At 65.9% G+C, this 14470-nt stretch carries 14 protein-coding genes; 1 reads left to right on the forward strand and 13 read right to left on the reverse strand.

Annotated elements, in window-relative coordinates; all coding sequences use genetic code 11:
* Positions 1-251 precede the first annotated feature (251 nt).
* On the forward strand, positions 252-425 hold the full coding sequence (locus AC0VYD_RS21260; RefSeq protein WP_475477185.1) for a hypothetical protein: 174 nt from the start codon (positions 252-254) through the stop codon (positions 423-425).
* 239 nt (positions 426-664) lie between these two features.
* Here the strand turns inward: AC0VYD_RS21260 and AC0VYD_RS21265 are convergent, their stop codons facing one another.
* The 13 genes from AC0VYD_RS21265 to trmD all read right to left on the reverse strand — a co-directional run bounded on the left by AC0VYD_RS21265 (position 665) and on the right by trmD (position 14470).
* Complete coding sequence (locus AC0VYD_RS21265) at positions 665-949, reverse strand: hypothetical protein (protein ID WP_475477186.1); 285 nt, start codon at positions 947-949, stop codon at positions 665-667.
* A gap of 281 nt (positions 950-1230) precedes the next feature.
* The gene (locus tag AC0VYD_RS21270) at positions 1231-2262 is read right to left on the reverse strand and encodes a hypothetical protein (RefSeq protein ID WP_475477187.1); all 1032 of its coding nucleotides are present in this window, start codon (positions 2260-2262) and stop codon (positions 1231-1233) included.
* A gap of 154 nt (positions 2263-2416) precedes the next feature.
* The gene (locus tag AC0VYD_RS21275) at positions 2417-3622 is read right to left on the reverse strand and encodes an nSTAND1 domain-containing NTPase (RefSeq protein WP_475477188.1); all 1206 of its coding nucleotides are present in this window, start codon (positions 3620-3622) and stop codon (positions 2417-2419) included.
* Positions 3623-3714: 92 nt separating this feature from the next.
* Positions 3715-4143 carry a hypothetical protein gene (locus AC0VYD_RS21280; RefSeq protein WP_475477189.1) on the reverse strand — a complete coding sequence of 143 codons (429 nt, stop codon included), beginning with the start codon at positions 4141-4143 and terminating at the stop codon, positions 3715-3717.
* On the reverse strand, positions 4140-6239 hold the full coding sequence (locus AC0VYD_RS21285; RefSeq protein WP_475477190.1) for a hypothetical protein: 2100 nt from the start codon (positions 6237-6239) through the stop codon (positions 4140-4142). The genes AC0VYD_RS21280 and AC0VYD_RS21285 overlap by 4 nt, the downstream gene beginning before the upstream one ends.
* Positions 6236-8137, reverse strand: coding sequence for a hypothetical protein (locus tag AC0VYD_RS21290; RefSeq protein WP_475477191.1), 1902 nt, complete (start codon positions 8135-8137; stop codon positions 6236-6238). The genes AC0VYD_RS21285 and AC0VYD_RS21290 overlap by 4 nt, the downstream gene beginning before the upstream one ends.
* The gene (locus AC0VYD_RS21295; RefSeq protein WP_475477192.1) at positions 8134-9618 is read right to left on the reverse strand and encodes a tyrosine-type recombinase/integrase; all 1485 of its coding nucleotides are present in this window, start codon (positions 9616-9618) and stop codon (positions 8134-8136) included. The genes AC0VYD_RS21290 and AC0VYD_RS21295 overlap by 4 nt, the downstream gene beginning before the upstream one ends.
* On the reverse strand, positions 9569-10705 hold the full coding sequence (locus AC0VYD_RS21300) for a YifB family Mg chelatase-like AAA ATPase (protein ID WP_475477193.1): 1137 nt from the start codon (positions 10703-10705) through the stop codon (positions 9569-9571). Before AC0VYD_RS21300 ends, AC0VYD_RS21295 begins: the two co-directional genes overlap by 50 nt.
* On the reverse strand, positions 10705-11076 hold the full coding sequence (locus tag AC0VYD_RS21305) for a YraN family protein (RefSeq protein WP_475477194.1): 372 nt from the start codon (positions 11074-11076) through the stop codon (positions 10705-10707). The genes AC0VYD_RS21300 and AC0VYD_RS21305 overlap by 1 nt, the downstream gene beginning before the upstream one ends.
* A gap of 541 nt (positions 11077-11617) precedes the next feature.
* The gene (locus AC0VYD_RS21310) at positions 11618-11932 is read right to left on the reverse strand and encodes a DUF2469 domain-containing protein (protein WP_475477195.1); all 315 of its coding nucleotides are present in this window, start codon (positions 11930-11932) and stop codon (positions 11618-11620) included.
* A gap of 237 nt (positions 11933-12169) precedes the next feature.
* Positions 12170-13045 carry a signal peptidase I gene (gene lepB / locus AC0VYD_RS21315; RefSeq protein WP_475477196.1) on the reverse strand — a complete coding sequence of 292 codons (876 nt, stop codon included), beginning with the start codon at positions 13043-13045 and terminating at the stop codon, positions 12170-12172.
* Positions 13046-13107: 62 nt separating this feature from the next.
* Complete coding sequence (rplS, locus tag AC0VYD_RS21320) at positions 13108-13464, reverse strand: 50S ribosomal protein L19 (protein WP_191274319.1); 357 nt, start codon at positions 13462-13464, stop codon at positions 13108-13110.
* A gap of 178 nt (positions 13465-13642) precedes the next feature.
* Entirely contained in the window at positions 13643-14470 is an 828-nt protein-coding gene (gene trmD, locus AC0VYD_RS21325) for a tRNA (guanosine(37)-N1)-methyltransferase TrmD (protein WP_475477197.1), read from the reverse strand.

Genomic DNA, 14470 nt, shown 5'->3' on the forward strand with positions numbered 1-14470 from the left:
AGGTTGTTCAGTGTTCAAGATCTGAGCCGAGTGACTGCAGCCACTCGCCGGAACCAGGACTCCACAACACAACTCATGCTGTGCCGCGCCTAGTGGCAACCTGAGCTGGGAAGCTGCAGGCTGGTCCCATGGATGAAATGACAGCATCCGACGAGGGCCTACGTTGGTACTGGGCGGCCTTCCAAGGAGAGGGGCTGCCCGACCCTGGCGCACAGCCAATCAGCCAAGGAAGCCTGGCTTTGGGGGAGGGCATGCCTGACGCGATGGCCCTGGTCAAGGGCCTCGAGCGTGTGCTTGCCGAGCTAGGCTCTGACCCCAACGAGGGTGATGCAGTGATGGCAAGCACAGGCCGGCTCTTCTGGATCTTCGCAGCCGGGACCAGCAAGCACGCCATCTCGGAGTCCTTGGCCAAGAGGAATGCCTAGTCAAGGCGGTGTTCTGCGTGATCGAAGCTCGCGCTCAGGCCTCTGAACAGCCCTGATCCTTGACTCGACGGTCACAGAGGGTAAGTTGACATCAGGCGCCAGATGAGCGAATGTGGGCCCACAGCTAGTGGTTCGCGAAGGATCGTGTGGCCACAGTCTGATGCCGCTGCTTCGAGGAGCAGTAGGAAGTGAGCTCGGGAAGGTCCCGCCGGAGACGGGGTCCCGGGCTCGCGCTATGTCTAAGCATCGATCTCGTGTAGCTCAAGACAAGACCCAAGGGCATCCAGAAACTCTGCATTGCCGCAGCGCTTCGCTGTGACAGCGCCAGCGACCGCATCAGCCACCCAGAGAAGCTCTTCAGCGGGCCCTGGAAGATGTTCGATTCGAAACCCTGTTCGCAAGAGCTGGCGCGAGCGCATGTTTTGAAGCATCTGCACATCATATTGGTTCTGCTTATGCTCACGCGCCTCCAGAACTGCCTTAGCAACGTCGGCAGATTCCAGCTCACAGAATAGTTTCTCCAAGCATTTTCGTCTGCGCCTCTCTGACCGCTCTCCTGGACGACCATTCCTCACGATCACCATGTGGATAACTTCTAGGTCAGATATGCTTGATACGATCTTCCGCCTTCGCGAATCTGACTCCTGATGCCAATGGAGCTTTTTATCCCCCCTCAATTTCAGACCTTGCATTATAGAACGAGCATCATCGCAAGTATGAGCCTCGAAAACTGCGGCTGCCATTAGGTATGAGTTTGGGTCTTTTCGGCGGTCAGATTCCGACTCGTCCACAAATGAAATCCAACTCATGGAGCCACATCTCCCCGAGGTAGCCCCGAGGCTTCATCTGACGGCCAGTCGATCTTCGCGAAGCCTGTACCCGAGTCATCCCAAACCTTCTTGAGTCTCCGAGCGAATTCATTAGGCGACAGATTATTTTCCTCGCTTTGCTCCACCCAGACACTAAAGGAGAGAGACTCCCCTGGCTCGTTAAGAAAAGGAGGTGGAGAGGATAGTCGAATCCAGACCGGAAATCCCCCTCTTGCGAGGTCGCTCACAAACCAAGCAAGCCACTCTGTCACTGCAAAGCCATCACGGTGAGGGCCTGCGTCGAAGACCGTGGCCCTCGCTTCTGCTGGCAGAATCTTCCAGGAGATCCACCAGCCTAGATCCGCCCCAGCATCGTCATCCCAGAGTGATCCGTCGACGATCCTAATCCCTGGAAGCGCTCCTACTACCTGAGCAGCATGCAACACAGAGGGAGAAAAGGAGCTCCAGTCTTCCTGGCTATCTGCCAGAGTAAGGCGCCATGGCTGCAGGTTTTCATGAGGGATTTCCGAAGTAAAGAGAATCCTTCTTGCACGATCTACAGCGGCTTGAACAAGGTCATATTCACCATCTTCTAGGCGCTTGATCTCCATCTCATGCTCCGCAGAGACCACGACCCTTGCCTGCAGAAGAACATCCCTCGTTCGGAGCGCGGAAGCCAAGGACTTCATCGAGGTCCTGGTGGCGTCCTTCTCGAGCAAGACGCCCAAAGCGGCCCGAAAAAGGCGCTGATCTTTCGCTCGGAACGTCGAGATTGCCGAGGACACTGCTTTCGCAGATATTCCAAGATCAGCTGCAACAGATCCGCCGTTGGCGCCAGGCCTCAGAGTCGCTTCGTAGATTGCACGCTTTCTGATCATGGATATTTCGGACTGGACCCCCCGGGCTTGGTCCGCCAACTCGTCCGCGGCACGCACACGTTCCAGAGGGTTGGGGATGGATTCAAGGTTCGCGAGCGCGCGCTCAACCTTTAGTCCATGCTCGTAGTCATCGAGAACCGAATCAGACATGCCAACCCCCATCCAACCTAGAAGTTCCCCCCAGCCCCCTCGCAGGTTACCCCCGGGGTGGACTGGTACGCAACTGGCTTCACTCTGACCTCAGCAGCCGAGTCCTTCGGCGCAGGTAGCGAGGCTCCTCATCACACGGGAAGGCGACGGGGGCTCAGATCAGGTCGTCAAGCCGCCCCTTCATGACGACGTAGGGCGGCATGAGAGGGTCGCGGAACCGGTAGCGGAAGCGCCGTGTGGTGCCGATTCGCTGAAGGATGCGACCACGGGTGCCGTCTTCAGATGAGAAGTCCTTCAGGTGCGCCGCGAACGCCGGGATGTCGTAGTCCGTATCCGTGATCTTGCGGAGGTGCTCGCGCACGTCGGGGGCACCGAAGGAGCCCATGTCGTCCTTGTCTGCCATCGCACAGGCAAGCAAGACCTCCCTGTAGAGGGTCTTGCGGTTGCTGAAGGTCGCGTTGTGGTAGCGCTCACGGACAGACTGGGACGCCTGGCTCAGGGCATCCTCGAGAGCGTCATTGAAGTCAGCCTTGTGGACGGCTGCGCGCCCCGCACTGATGGCGCGAACCGCGCCGTGCTGACCCAAGAGATGGGCGAAGTGCGGGAACCCCTGAGACAAGGTTGCGACCTCGTCAACGAACGCCTCGTCTACCTCCAAGCCGACGGCGGACATCCCGCTATGGATGATGTCACGCAGCTCGTCCTCGGTCATACGCGGCATCTGCACCTGCGTCAACGGCCGCTGGATCGACTCATGCTTGGCGATCAGCTCTTCGACTGTGTCCGCCACCCCAACGAGGACGATCGTCGCCGGAACGCCTCCGTCAGCGAGAAGCTTGATCGTGTCGGCCATGAGAGTACGGGTCCGCTCACTGGTGGGCCGGTCGAACTCATCGATGATCACGACCAGAGGAAGATCCCGGCTGATCAGCTGGGCTGCACGAACGACATTGCGCGGCCCAATCTCACCAGCAAGGAGCTTCGCTGCGGAGACCACACTCTCCTGAACCTCCGTGGAGAAGCCGAACCCGGGGGCCTTGGCTGTGAAAGTGATGTCCTCGAAAAGCCCCTGCCAGATGGTGTCGAAGTCATCCTCGGAGTTGCACGTGTAGTAGGACGTCAGGACCGTGTCCCCCAGCATGTCCTGGGTGACCCTTGCCAGGGAGGTCTTTCCAACACCCCGTTCTCCGTAGATAAGAGCGTGCTCCCCCCGCCGCAAGACCACCTCCATCAGCCGCTCAAGCTGCGCGGTCCTTCCAGCGAAGAGGTCCCGGTCGGTGATCGGAACGGCTGGACTGAAGACCTGCCCGACCTTCATCCGCAGCTTCATCTTCTCATGTCGATCCATCTTCTTGCCCAATCTAGTCGTCGAATTAGACCTTACCCGCCTCATCATACACCATCATCGCAAGTTACTGCTAGAAGTAAGATCTTGATGCTAGGAGAAGGAGCTTAACTGTCTGAATCTTGGCCGGTCGTGTGTTCCCGACGTCGCATCCGATCACGGAGAGGAACCACCGACGCTCCGGAGGCCTGGGCTCGGAGCACCTCGTTCTCCAGGGCGATCCTCTGGATGACCGCTTGGGCCGCGTCAAGCTCCGCGGTCAGGCGGTCGTGGTCGCGCTTGAGCTGGGCGTGTTGCTTCTGGAGCTGCTGGAAGCGAGTCGGGCCGTCGCTGACCGGCTTGTCGAAGAGCGCCTTCTCCCGCAGTTCCTGGACGATCTCCGGGAAGTGCCTCCGGAAGGTCGCGTTGTCCAGACCGAGTTTGCGGGCGAGCGCGATGACGGTCGGCCGTCGTCCGTTGTCGCCGGCATCGGCGATCACCTCTGCCATCATCTGGCGCACGTGGTCTTCAGCGGGAAGGTTGATGCAGCGGCTCAACGTGAGGGCTCCTGGTCGATGTGGCGGTCGAGGAAGTCGCGGATCTGGTCCTGGCGCTGGCGGAGCCGCTGTTCCAGGACGGGGGGAAGTCGGGGGCGGTGGGCCAGGTGCTGGTCGATCTTGTCCGCCTCGGCCTTCCACGTGGCGATGTTCTCGGCGGTCAGGGCGACGTTTCGACAGTTCAGCGGCTTGCAATCGGTGAGTGCGGGCAGTGCTTGGCCTGTTGCGCTGTTCCGAGGGCGGCAGAGCGCCTTGTCGTGCCGGTAGACGCAAGTCACGTAGGTGCCGGGATAGACCGCAGGGTCGTTGCGTTTCATGAGGCGCAGCAGGCGGCGCTGGTCGGTCAGGATGCTTCCCTCGAAGCCGTCGGCGTTCAGGTTGAACTCCTCCAGACGGCGGGCCGCTTCTTCAGCGCCTGGGCCTTGGAATTGGTGCCGGTGGGTGTCGGCGAGGTCGATGAGGTGCTCGCCGCGGGCGAGTGCCTGCTCGCTTTCGACCTCGGCTCGGAAGCCGGAGTCGCTGGTTCCGGCGTATCCCTCGAACATCTGGACCGAGAGGTGGCGGTAGGCGATCGCTCCGGCGATGGCCCCGCCGGGGCGGCGGGCGATGAACCAGGCCAGTGTGCGGCGGAACTGGCGAGTCATCAGGTGGAAGGGGCGGCCGTCAACGTTGGGAACCGCGTCAGGACGTCCGCGTTCGGCGCAGTAGGTGTTGACCCACTCGACGAACCGGTTGAGCCACCTGCTGGTGCCACCGCTGTTCATGGCCCGTCCGGCGTGTTCGTCGGCCCACCCAACTCCGTAGGGCAGGACCTGGAAGAGGATGTCGGCGCCCTCGGGCTGGAGCTGTTCCAGGACCCGGATCGCGCGTGCTGCTGGTTCTCCGGCGGCCCAGGTGGCCGGCACTCCGGTGTGGTCGCGTTCGCCTTTGAACGCGCGGCTGTGGAGCTTCCACCGGTAGGCGTTGCCCTCAGCGTCGCGCTGGATGTTCAGGCAGCCGCGGTGCAGGTGCTTAATCTCGCCGTCGCGCATGCCGGAGTAGAACGCGATCAGGATGTAGCAGGCGGTCTGCAGCAGCCGGGAGAGTGTGGGGAGGCTGTGGTCGCCGTACTCGTTGGAGATCTTGGGCAGCCATGGCTCGCCGTCGAGCAGAGCGGTGGTGGGGGTGTAGAAGTAGGTCTCCTGGTCGATGCCCACGGTCTGGGCGGTGGTCTGGATTCGCTCGATGTAGGCGGGCGTGCGGTCCAGCGAGGACCGGCTGCAGATCAGGGCCTTGCTGAGGAACGAGTAGTTGACCGCCCCCTTGCGCCCGGGCAGGGGCCGGTTCTCCTCCAGGTGGCGGGCGAGGAGCTTCTCCAGGGCGGGAAGCAGGTCCGGTCGCCTCTGTCCGTGTGCCTTGGGCACTGAAGCGGCGTTACGGCGCAGCTGCGCCCACTCGTCCGCCATAGCGATGATGTCGGGGGCAAAGACATCGACGAAGCGTGTCGCCCAGACGACGAGCGGTCCGAGGACCTTCTCGGGGATCCGGTCGGTGCGGTTTTCCACTGTCCGATGGATTTTGGGCAGTGCCCAGCCGTCAACTTGCTGAGGGTCGAACATCAGACGGTCCCCGGGCAGTACCGTGCGGAACCGCCAGATCCGCCGGACCACGGCGAGCGACTTCGCCCTGCTCGCCTGGGGCTGGAAGACCTCGCGGATGAACCGGACGTATGCTTCCAGGTCCGCGGCGGTCAGCTCGGCCAGGGCTGGCGCTCCTCGCTGGTCCTGCAGCCAGCAGAAGAAGCGTTTGAGCTCGCTGAAGTGGCTGCGGATCGTGAAGAGGTTCGGTCGCAGCTCCCCGTGCGGCAGGGGCATGGCCATGTAGGCGCAGTTCAGTTCCTTGGCCAGCAGCCGGTAGCGCTGCGGGATCGTGGTGAAGTCCAGGCTCAGGTTCCGTGCGTGGTGCTGGTGGCGTGCCGGGCCGAGCTTCCAGACCTCATCGGCGAAGCGGGAGGTGTCTGCCAGCTCATAGCCGTCCCTGAGCTGGTATTCGCGCAGCACCTGGATCTTGTTCCAGGGATGCGTGGGGCTCGGGATGCGGTGAGGGGTTGCGGTCACTCGGTGTTCTCCCAGGGCTCTTCAATCAGGTCCAGCAGGGCGTCATGGGGCTGCTGCTTCTTGGCATCGGCTATCTCGGCGGGGGTGAAGTGGCGGCCGTCGAGGATGTCTCGGCGGATCGCGACCCAGGCGGGCCCGTAGCGGCGCCACCAGTCGGCCTCGCTCATCTGCTGGCGCCGTTGGGCGAACGCGTCCAGGAGCGCCAGCAGTCGTGGGAGGTGGTCGCGGGTGATCAGGCAGTTGCCGCAGTGGAAGCAGTCCAGCAGCGATGGTGTGCGGCAGGGCTCGCCGGTGGCGGGATGCTCGTCGGGGTCCGCGCAGGCCGTGAACGCGGCATCCTGTTGGCCGGGTGCGCTGTTCAGAGCGTCTCGGCTGTCGGCCTCTTCCTCTTGCTCTGATCGCTCGGCGGTGATCACGCGTAGATGGCCGCCCGAGCGCTCCAGCATGGCCCGGTGGGCCTGCCAGGCAGCTTCTTCGGCGTCGGTGAGCGCCTGGGCCATGACGTCCTCAGCCCACTGGCGGGCGGTGGCGTCCCCGCTCAGATAGCTGGAGAACAGCACCGGATAGCTGTTGGAGCGGGCCGCTGAAGGAAGGTGACCGCCCATCTGGCGGGTGCGGCGAACTTCGATGCTCTTCCTCAGCCGCATGGTATTGAGCTGTAGGCGGGTGCGTTCTTGCTGGCCAGGGACCGGATCGGCCCACAGCCCTTCTTGCTCTGCGGACCACTGGGTGGAGCAGTAGGGCAGGTCGAGGTTGTCGGCGAACGCGTCGTAGTGCTCGGCCGTGGTCCCGGCCGTGCGGTCGCGGTGTCCGTTGCGCCAGGTGGCCCAGAGTCGGTCTGCTCCGCTGAAGCTGCGGCTGAGGTCGGTCAGCCGCTGGACCATGAGGAAGAGTCCTCCGGGGTGGTGCAGCTCCTTGCCGGGCGGGCCGATCTCCCAGGCCACCGTCTCGAACCACTGGTTCGGGCCGCGGCGTCGTTTGACCAGCCGGACCTCGATGGCGTCGTCCCCGAGCCTGCGGAAGGTCGCTGGCAGTTCCTTGATGGTCTCGATGTTGCGGCCCGAGACGGCGACGAACAGGGCGGTCAGGGGCACCAGGTCGTGCGGAACGACGAAGAGGTGCCCGGCGAGCCTCCTGCGCTGGGAGATACGTGTCGTCACCGAGCCGCCGGGGATGGGGACTATCCCAGTCTCGGCAATGGCGGCGAGTGTCTGGGCTAGGTCCCGGTCCTCGGGCGCGATCCGGTGGGGCTCACGGCGGAACCGCTCTGCCAGGCTCTGCCCCTGCTCGATCCGGTCGCGGATGTGCTCTGCTTGTTCGCGTAGCCGTGTGAGGAGTCGGCGCAGCTCACCGTCGCTGTAGCCGCTCAGGTCCGCCGTTTTCCCGGTCCCTGCGGCACGGGTGCTGAGGTAGTCGAACACCTCATCGTCGATCAGCTCCTGTATCGGGGGCTCACGCAAGATGGCGCCGACCTGCCGAAGACGCCCCCAGCTGCTCCGATCATTGCCCGGGGTGACCTTGAGCGTCTGATGGTAGCCCTTCAGGTGGGCCAGCCTCAGTCGGTTCGGGCCGCTCGGAGGGTCAGGAAGCGCGGCTAGGTAGTCGGTGAAGTGCACCAGCGTGATCCAAACGCCTTTGGCCGAGGAGTGGGTGCGGATTCGCCCCGCCGGACCGATGCGGGCCGCCAGCGAGTGGGCCAGCGGGGTGCGCCATCCGGGCAAGATGATCCGTCCGAGGTCGAAGACCGCCTCGCGGTTGTCCTCGCCGGTGAACCTCACCGCCAGGGTGCCCGAGACGCCCTGCTCCACCTCGGGGGGCGGAGTATAGCTCTCCGGCGGCATCGCTGCCCGCCGTCCGGGCCCAGTGATCCCGCGCTGGTCGCCGTCTGCAGGACTCACTCGCCCTCCCCTGCCTCGGTGTGGTCATCGGCCTGGGGCAGTGGCATGGCCCGGGGGTCGTCCCAGGTGTCGGGCACCAAGGCCATACGTGTCTCCATCTCCAGTTCGGCCAGGGCGTGCAGGTAGGTCTGTGTGGTGGTCACTGAGCGGTGGCCGAGCCGTCGGCGGACCCAGTCCAGCGGGTCACCGAAGACTCGGGTGTAGTGCGTGCGCTGGTCGGCGGTCAGCTCGCCCAGCTCGCGCAGGTGGCCGCGCTGCAATTGCTCCAGGGTGATGACGGCGAAGGTGTGGCGCAGCATGTGCGGATGTGCCCGCAGGTCCAGACCCCTTCTAGCGCAGCGGGCGTTGGCCTCGGCGAACACGGTTTTCCAGGTGGAGACGGCCATCGGCCATCCGTCCTCGCTCAGCCAGAACGCGGCCGGTTCCAGCCCGTCGGGGGTGTCGATGAGCACTCGGCGGCGATCGCGGGAGCCGAGATGCTCAAGCTTCACGTGCTGTCGGCCGGCCCTGCCGATAGTCGTGGCCACCGGCCGGTCGGGGTTCTCGATGACCAGCGGGCGGCGCAGCTTCTCATAAGCCCGCTTGTCCCGGGCCGTCTCCACCGCCTCGGTCCGGTCCAGCTCCCGGTAGAGCTCCAGCTCCTTCACCAGTGTGGAGGGGACGTAGACCCACCGGGCTGAGCCGCCCTTGGCGATCGCTGCGGGCAGCCAGAATCGTCGGTATCCCCGCCCGCCGGGTGCCGGGGTGTGGGGCAGGTCGAAAACGCTCAGGCTGGCCTGTTCGCTCAACCGCAGCCCGGTGCGCACCTTCAGGTCGGCGAACGCCGCGTTGCGCGCGGACCACCGACCTCGGAATCCCGCGCGGGGCAGCCCATCGGCCCCATACCCGCGCAGGCCCACGTCCCTCCACCTCCGGTAGTCCTGCGGTGGCAGCCACGCCAGCCGCTCCCGGCGGGCGTTGTGCGGCGCGGTCGCCGGTGTCGTTCCCTGGTCTGCTGCACGGCCTCTGACGCCGTTCGGAGCGGGCCTGCGGGTTCGCTGGGGGATCGGGTTGGCCCTCACCAGGTCCTCGCGGAACGCCCAGGTGTAGAAGGCGTTGACCGTGGCGACTTCCCTGCCCCAGGTGCTGCCCGAGCGGCCCAGTTCCCGTGTCCGCCATGCCTTGTAGGCCAGGTGGTCAGCGGGTTCAGCGTTCCTCCACCCCTTCCGGCCTCGGGCCTGCCACAGGAAGGTGAAGAACCCCGCCATGTCGCGGGCATAGGCGTTCAGGGTGTTCTGCGGGCGTCCGTACAAGGGACCGGCGGTGAAGAAGGCGTTCAGTTCGGTGTCGTAGTCGAAGTCCGGGGCCAGCAGGTAAGGCGTGCCCTCCACGATTCCAGACTGTTCGAACCACTCGTCCCAGTCCCGGCCCCACGGCTTGAACGCTTCGGTTTCAGGCAGGTCCCGTCGGGTGAAGCACACCCGCCATCGTTGCTCGATCACGGAAAGAAGCTACGACCGTCATGTTCATCCGTGCATAAACCAGGACCAGTTGGAAGCGGGCGGGGAAGGTCACCGTGGAGGACGCCCTGGCGATCACCACCTCGCCGCGTTCCAGCGGTTCGCGCAGCGAGTCCAGCACGCCCCGGCCGAACTGCGGGGCCTCGTCCACGAAGAGGACCCCCTGGTGGGCCTTGGACACCCAACCCGGCTGCGGGCTCCCGTGTCCGCCTCCGATGATCGAGGCGCGGCTGGAGGTGTGGTGCGGTGCGGCGAAGGGCGGAACGGTGACCAGCGGGGATCCGGGAGGGAGCAGCCCGGCCACCGAGTGGATCGCGGTGGCCTCCAGGGCCTCGCCCGGGGTAAGCCTGGGCAGCACCGTGGGCAGGCGTTCGGCCAGCAGACTCTTACCGGTGCCCGGCGGACCGAGCATCATCAGGTTGTGGCCGCCCGCCGCCGCGACCTCCACCGCGCGCCGGGCCACCGGCTGCCCCAGCACGTCGGCGAGGTCGACCCCCCGCGCTCCGGGTCCGGTCCGCTCCGGTAGCGGCCCCTCCCCCGGGTGGTCCGGTTCCCGGCCCTCGCGCAACCAGTCGCACAGCTCTGCGAGGTCGGCCACCGCAGTCACCTCGACGTCGGGTACCAGCCGGGCCTCCGCCGCGTTGCCCGCAGCCACCACGAACCGTTTGAACCCCTGCCCCGCGGCTGAGGCCATGGCTGGCAGCACCCCGTGCACGGGACGGGCCCGACCGTCCAGACCGAGTTCGGCGATGAGCACGGTGTCGGCCAGCCGCCCGGCGGGGACCTCGCCCGCGGCGGCCAGGACCGCACCCGCGATGGCCAGGTCGAAGAGGCTTCCGGACTTGGGCAGGCTGGCCGGGGAGAGGCTGACGGTGATCTGGCCGCTGGGCCAACTCTCGGAGCTGTTGGCCACGGCGGCACGGATCCGGTCCCGGGCCTCGCGCAGGGCGGCGTCGGGCAGGCCCACCAGGGTGACCCCGGGGTCACCGCCGCCCAGGTGCACCTCCACCTCGATGATGTGTCCCTGCACGCCCAGCAGGGTCACGCAGTGGGTCCGGGAGAGCGACATCAGGTCATCCCCCGTTCGTGGGAGACGAACACGCGGCCGCCGGTGACCAGCACACAGACCCCGTCGATGCGCAGCGGCCCCGGGGCGCAGCGGTGCTGCGCGGCCCAGGCCCGGCCCAGCCCGCGCAGGCGGTGCCGTTTGCGCGCGGTGATGGCCTCCACCGGGTGTCCGTGCCTCAGCGAGGTTCTGGTCTTGACCTCGGCCACGACCAGGACGGGGCCGTCCCGGGCCACGATGTCGATCTCCCCGGCCCCTCCGGGGGCGCACCAGTTGCGGGCCACCACCCGCATCCCCGCGCGTTCCAGATAGGACGCGGCGAGTTCCTCGCCTCGGCGCCCCAGCTTCCTTCGGTATCCGGCCCACCGATCCACCGGCGACCACCTCCCGTTACCACGGTCGGTGATCGGCGTCCGGCGCACCAGGGGTCAGTTTTTCCTGTGGAAAACCCGCGCCCGGGGCCGCCTCGGAGCACCTGCTCCCCACCCCAGCCGTAGGAGAACTTCCCACCCGTGCACCTGAGCCACAGCAGGAGCAACATCCCCGCTGACCTCAGCCACAGGGGGTGCCCCTGCTCCCCCACCTTCACCTCAGGGGGAGCGCTCCCCACTCACCTCGGCCATGGGAGAACCCCCCGCCCACCCGAGCCACGGGGATGCCCCTTCCCGGTCACCTCAGCCACAGGGGGTGCCCCTGGCTGCCCTCCTTCACCCCAGGGGGTGTTCTTTCGTTCGGGCGCGGGAGTCTGGGTTTCAGCAAACACAGTGCAAGACGAGTCAAGCCGCCAGCGAGGAACGAGCAAGGCGCGGACGAGGATGAAGAACGCTCCCCTGAGGCGCCCGAACACGGTCCGAAGCGAAGCGGAGGACCCAAGCAAACACAGGGAGGCCCAAGGCAAACACAGCAAACACCGCCCTAGTCGGTCGGGGGCAGTTCGAGGTCGGACTTGGTGATCTCCTCGACGTTCACGTCCTTGAACGTCACCACGCGCACGTTGCGCACGAACCGGGCGGGACGGTACATGTCCCAGACCCAGGCGTCCTCCATCACGACCTCGAAGTACATCTCCCCGTTGTCGGTGGTCCGGGGTTGCAGGTCCACGTGGTTGGTGAGGTAGAAACGGCGCTCGGTCTCCACCACGTAGCCGAACAGGCCGACGACGTCGCGGTACTCGCGATAGAGCTGGAGCTCCATCTCGGCCTCGTACTTCTCCAGGTCCTCAGAACTCATGTGCGCGCTCGCTTTCGTCAGCACTCTCCGGGCGTGGTCTGCCGGTTCCCCTCACGTGGACACCGCCGCAACCCGGCTTGTTCCCGCCGCGACCGTGTGCCACGCGTTCGGAGAACGCCAATACGATCCGAGATCCATGATGCGTCACGGAACGGGCTTTTGTGCCTCATCGAGCGAATTTCCTTCGACGAATCAGTCACCCGCACCACGGGCACCATCGTCACCTGTGACAGTGCGTCATTGGTCGGCCTCGTTCAGCTCATCGAAGGACGGCGGGATGCTCAACGCCCCGGCCTGGTCGAACGGCCAGATGATGACGAAGGCGCGCCCCACGACGTGGTCGATCGGCACGGCCCCGCCGCCGGGGTTGTTCTGGTTCAGCCGGGAGTCGTAGGAGATGGCGCGGTGGTCGCCCATCAGCCACAGGTACCCCTCCGGCACCTCGATGGGGCCGAACTCGGTGTGGCTTTCGACGCTCCCCGGGTACAGGTAGGCGTCCTCCTCCAGGGGCACCCCGTTGACCATGACCCGGTTCTGCTCGTCGCAGCACTCCACGGTGTCGCCCGGCAGACCGATGACCCGCTTGATGTACTCCTTGCCGGTGGGGGCCGCGCCCAACTGCTGCTGCACCCAGGTGAAACCGCGACTGATCGGGTTGGGCGACTCGGGGGGCTGCACGATGGTCGGGTCGTCCCACGACCCGTCACCGTTGAAGACGATGACCTCGCCGCGCTCGATGTCACGGACCTGGTAGACCACCTTGTTCACCAGGACGCGGTCACCGACGAGGAGGGTCTCCTCCATCGACGACGAGGGGATGTAGAACGCCTGCATCACCCAGGTTCTGATCACGAACGCCAACACGAGGGCGATCACGATCAGGATGGGCAGTTCCTTCCAGAACGACCCCTGCTTCGCACTGCTCTTGGACTCGCCCATGCCAGCGTCCGCCCTTTCCTCCGGCTCCTGGCCAACGGCTTCGGAAACACCACTGGCTCCCAGGCGCTCATGCGTCTGGGAGCCAGTGGCGGAGCTGTGCTCCTCCGGGCCGGGCCGGGCGGAATCCTCGTGCTGGACCCCGTCCGCGCCGAGGTCCCTCTCGTCTTTGCTCATCGGCCGAAAGCCTATCCTGCCGCCCGGCGGGGCGGTGTGGTTCCGGACCGATCAGGCAAGACCTACTTCTTGGGCTCGCGACGCTCGCGGATGCGGGCGGCCTTGCCGCGCAGGTCGCGCAGGTAGTACAGCTTGGCGCGACGCACGCGACCGCGGGCGGCGACCTCGTACTTCTCGACGGCCGGGGTGTGGATGGGGAAGGTGCGCTCCACGCCCACGCCGTAGCTCACCTTGCGAATGGTGAAGGTCTCGCGGTTGCCCGCGCCCTGGCGGCGGATGACAACGCCCTTGAAGACCTGGACACGGGTACGGGTGCCCTCGGTCACGCGGACGTGAACGTTGAGCGTGTCACCCGGACGGAACTCCGGAACGTCGGTGCGAAGCTGAGCCTTTTCCAGCTCCTGAATGGCGGTGTGCATCTCGCGAATCCTCATCAATAGCGCGCCGCGTCCTGCTCCCAGGCTGTTCCGGGGAGGGGGTTCACGGGCGAGGCCCTGTACTTGGGTCTGACCAGTCGAACCGCCCGGTGACCGACACAGAGGCCGACGTCGTGCCGCCGGCATGCGGATGCCTTGGGGTCACCAGGGGGGAACTCACCTAGTTTGCCACATGATCCCCGCCGCCCTGAACCGGCTGGTCTCCAGCGGCACGATCCGACCGGGCCCCGACGCCTCGGACCGCCTCCTCGGCGAGGACCTCGCGGTCCCGGCCGTCCAGGCTGTCGGCGGGCATGGAACCGATGAGGTCGGGGCGGTTGCGGGCGGTCTTTCGCAGCGCCTGGTCCCGGCGCCAGCGGTCGACGGCGCCGTGGTTCCCGGAGAGCAGCACCGGCGGGACCTCCTGGCCCCGCCAGGTGCCGGGTTTGGTGTACACCGGCCCCTCCACCAGGTGTTCCATCCCACCGGAGGCGAAGGAGTCCTGGACGTGCGACTCCCGGTTCCCGAGCACTCCGGGCAGCAGCCGGGTGATCGCCTCCACCATGACCAGCGTCGCCGACTCACCCCCGTTGAGGACGTAGTCACCGATGCTGACCTCCTCGACCGGCATGCGTCCGGCGGCCTCGACGGCGACGCGGGAGTCGATGCCCTCGTAGCGCCCGCACCCGAACACCAGGTTCTCCTCCCCCGCCAGGCGTTCGGCGTCGGCCTGGGTGAAGGGGCGTCCGCTCGGGGTCGGCAGGATCAGCCGGGCGGGCCGGTCCGCCACGACCTCGTCGAGGGCCTCTCCCCACGGCTCGGGCTTCATCACCATGCCGGGGCCGCCGCCGTAAGGGGTGTCGTCAACGGTGTTGTGCCGGTCGTGGGTCCATCCACGCAGGTCGTGGACGTGCACGTCGAGTAGGCCCGCCTCGCGCGCCTTTCCGATCAGCGACAGTTCCAGGGGGGCGAAGTAGTCGGGGAAGATGCTGATGATGTCGATGCGCAC

The sequence above is a fragment of the Nocardiopsis sp. iso_40 genome, from assembly GCF_056173285.1.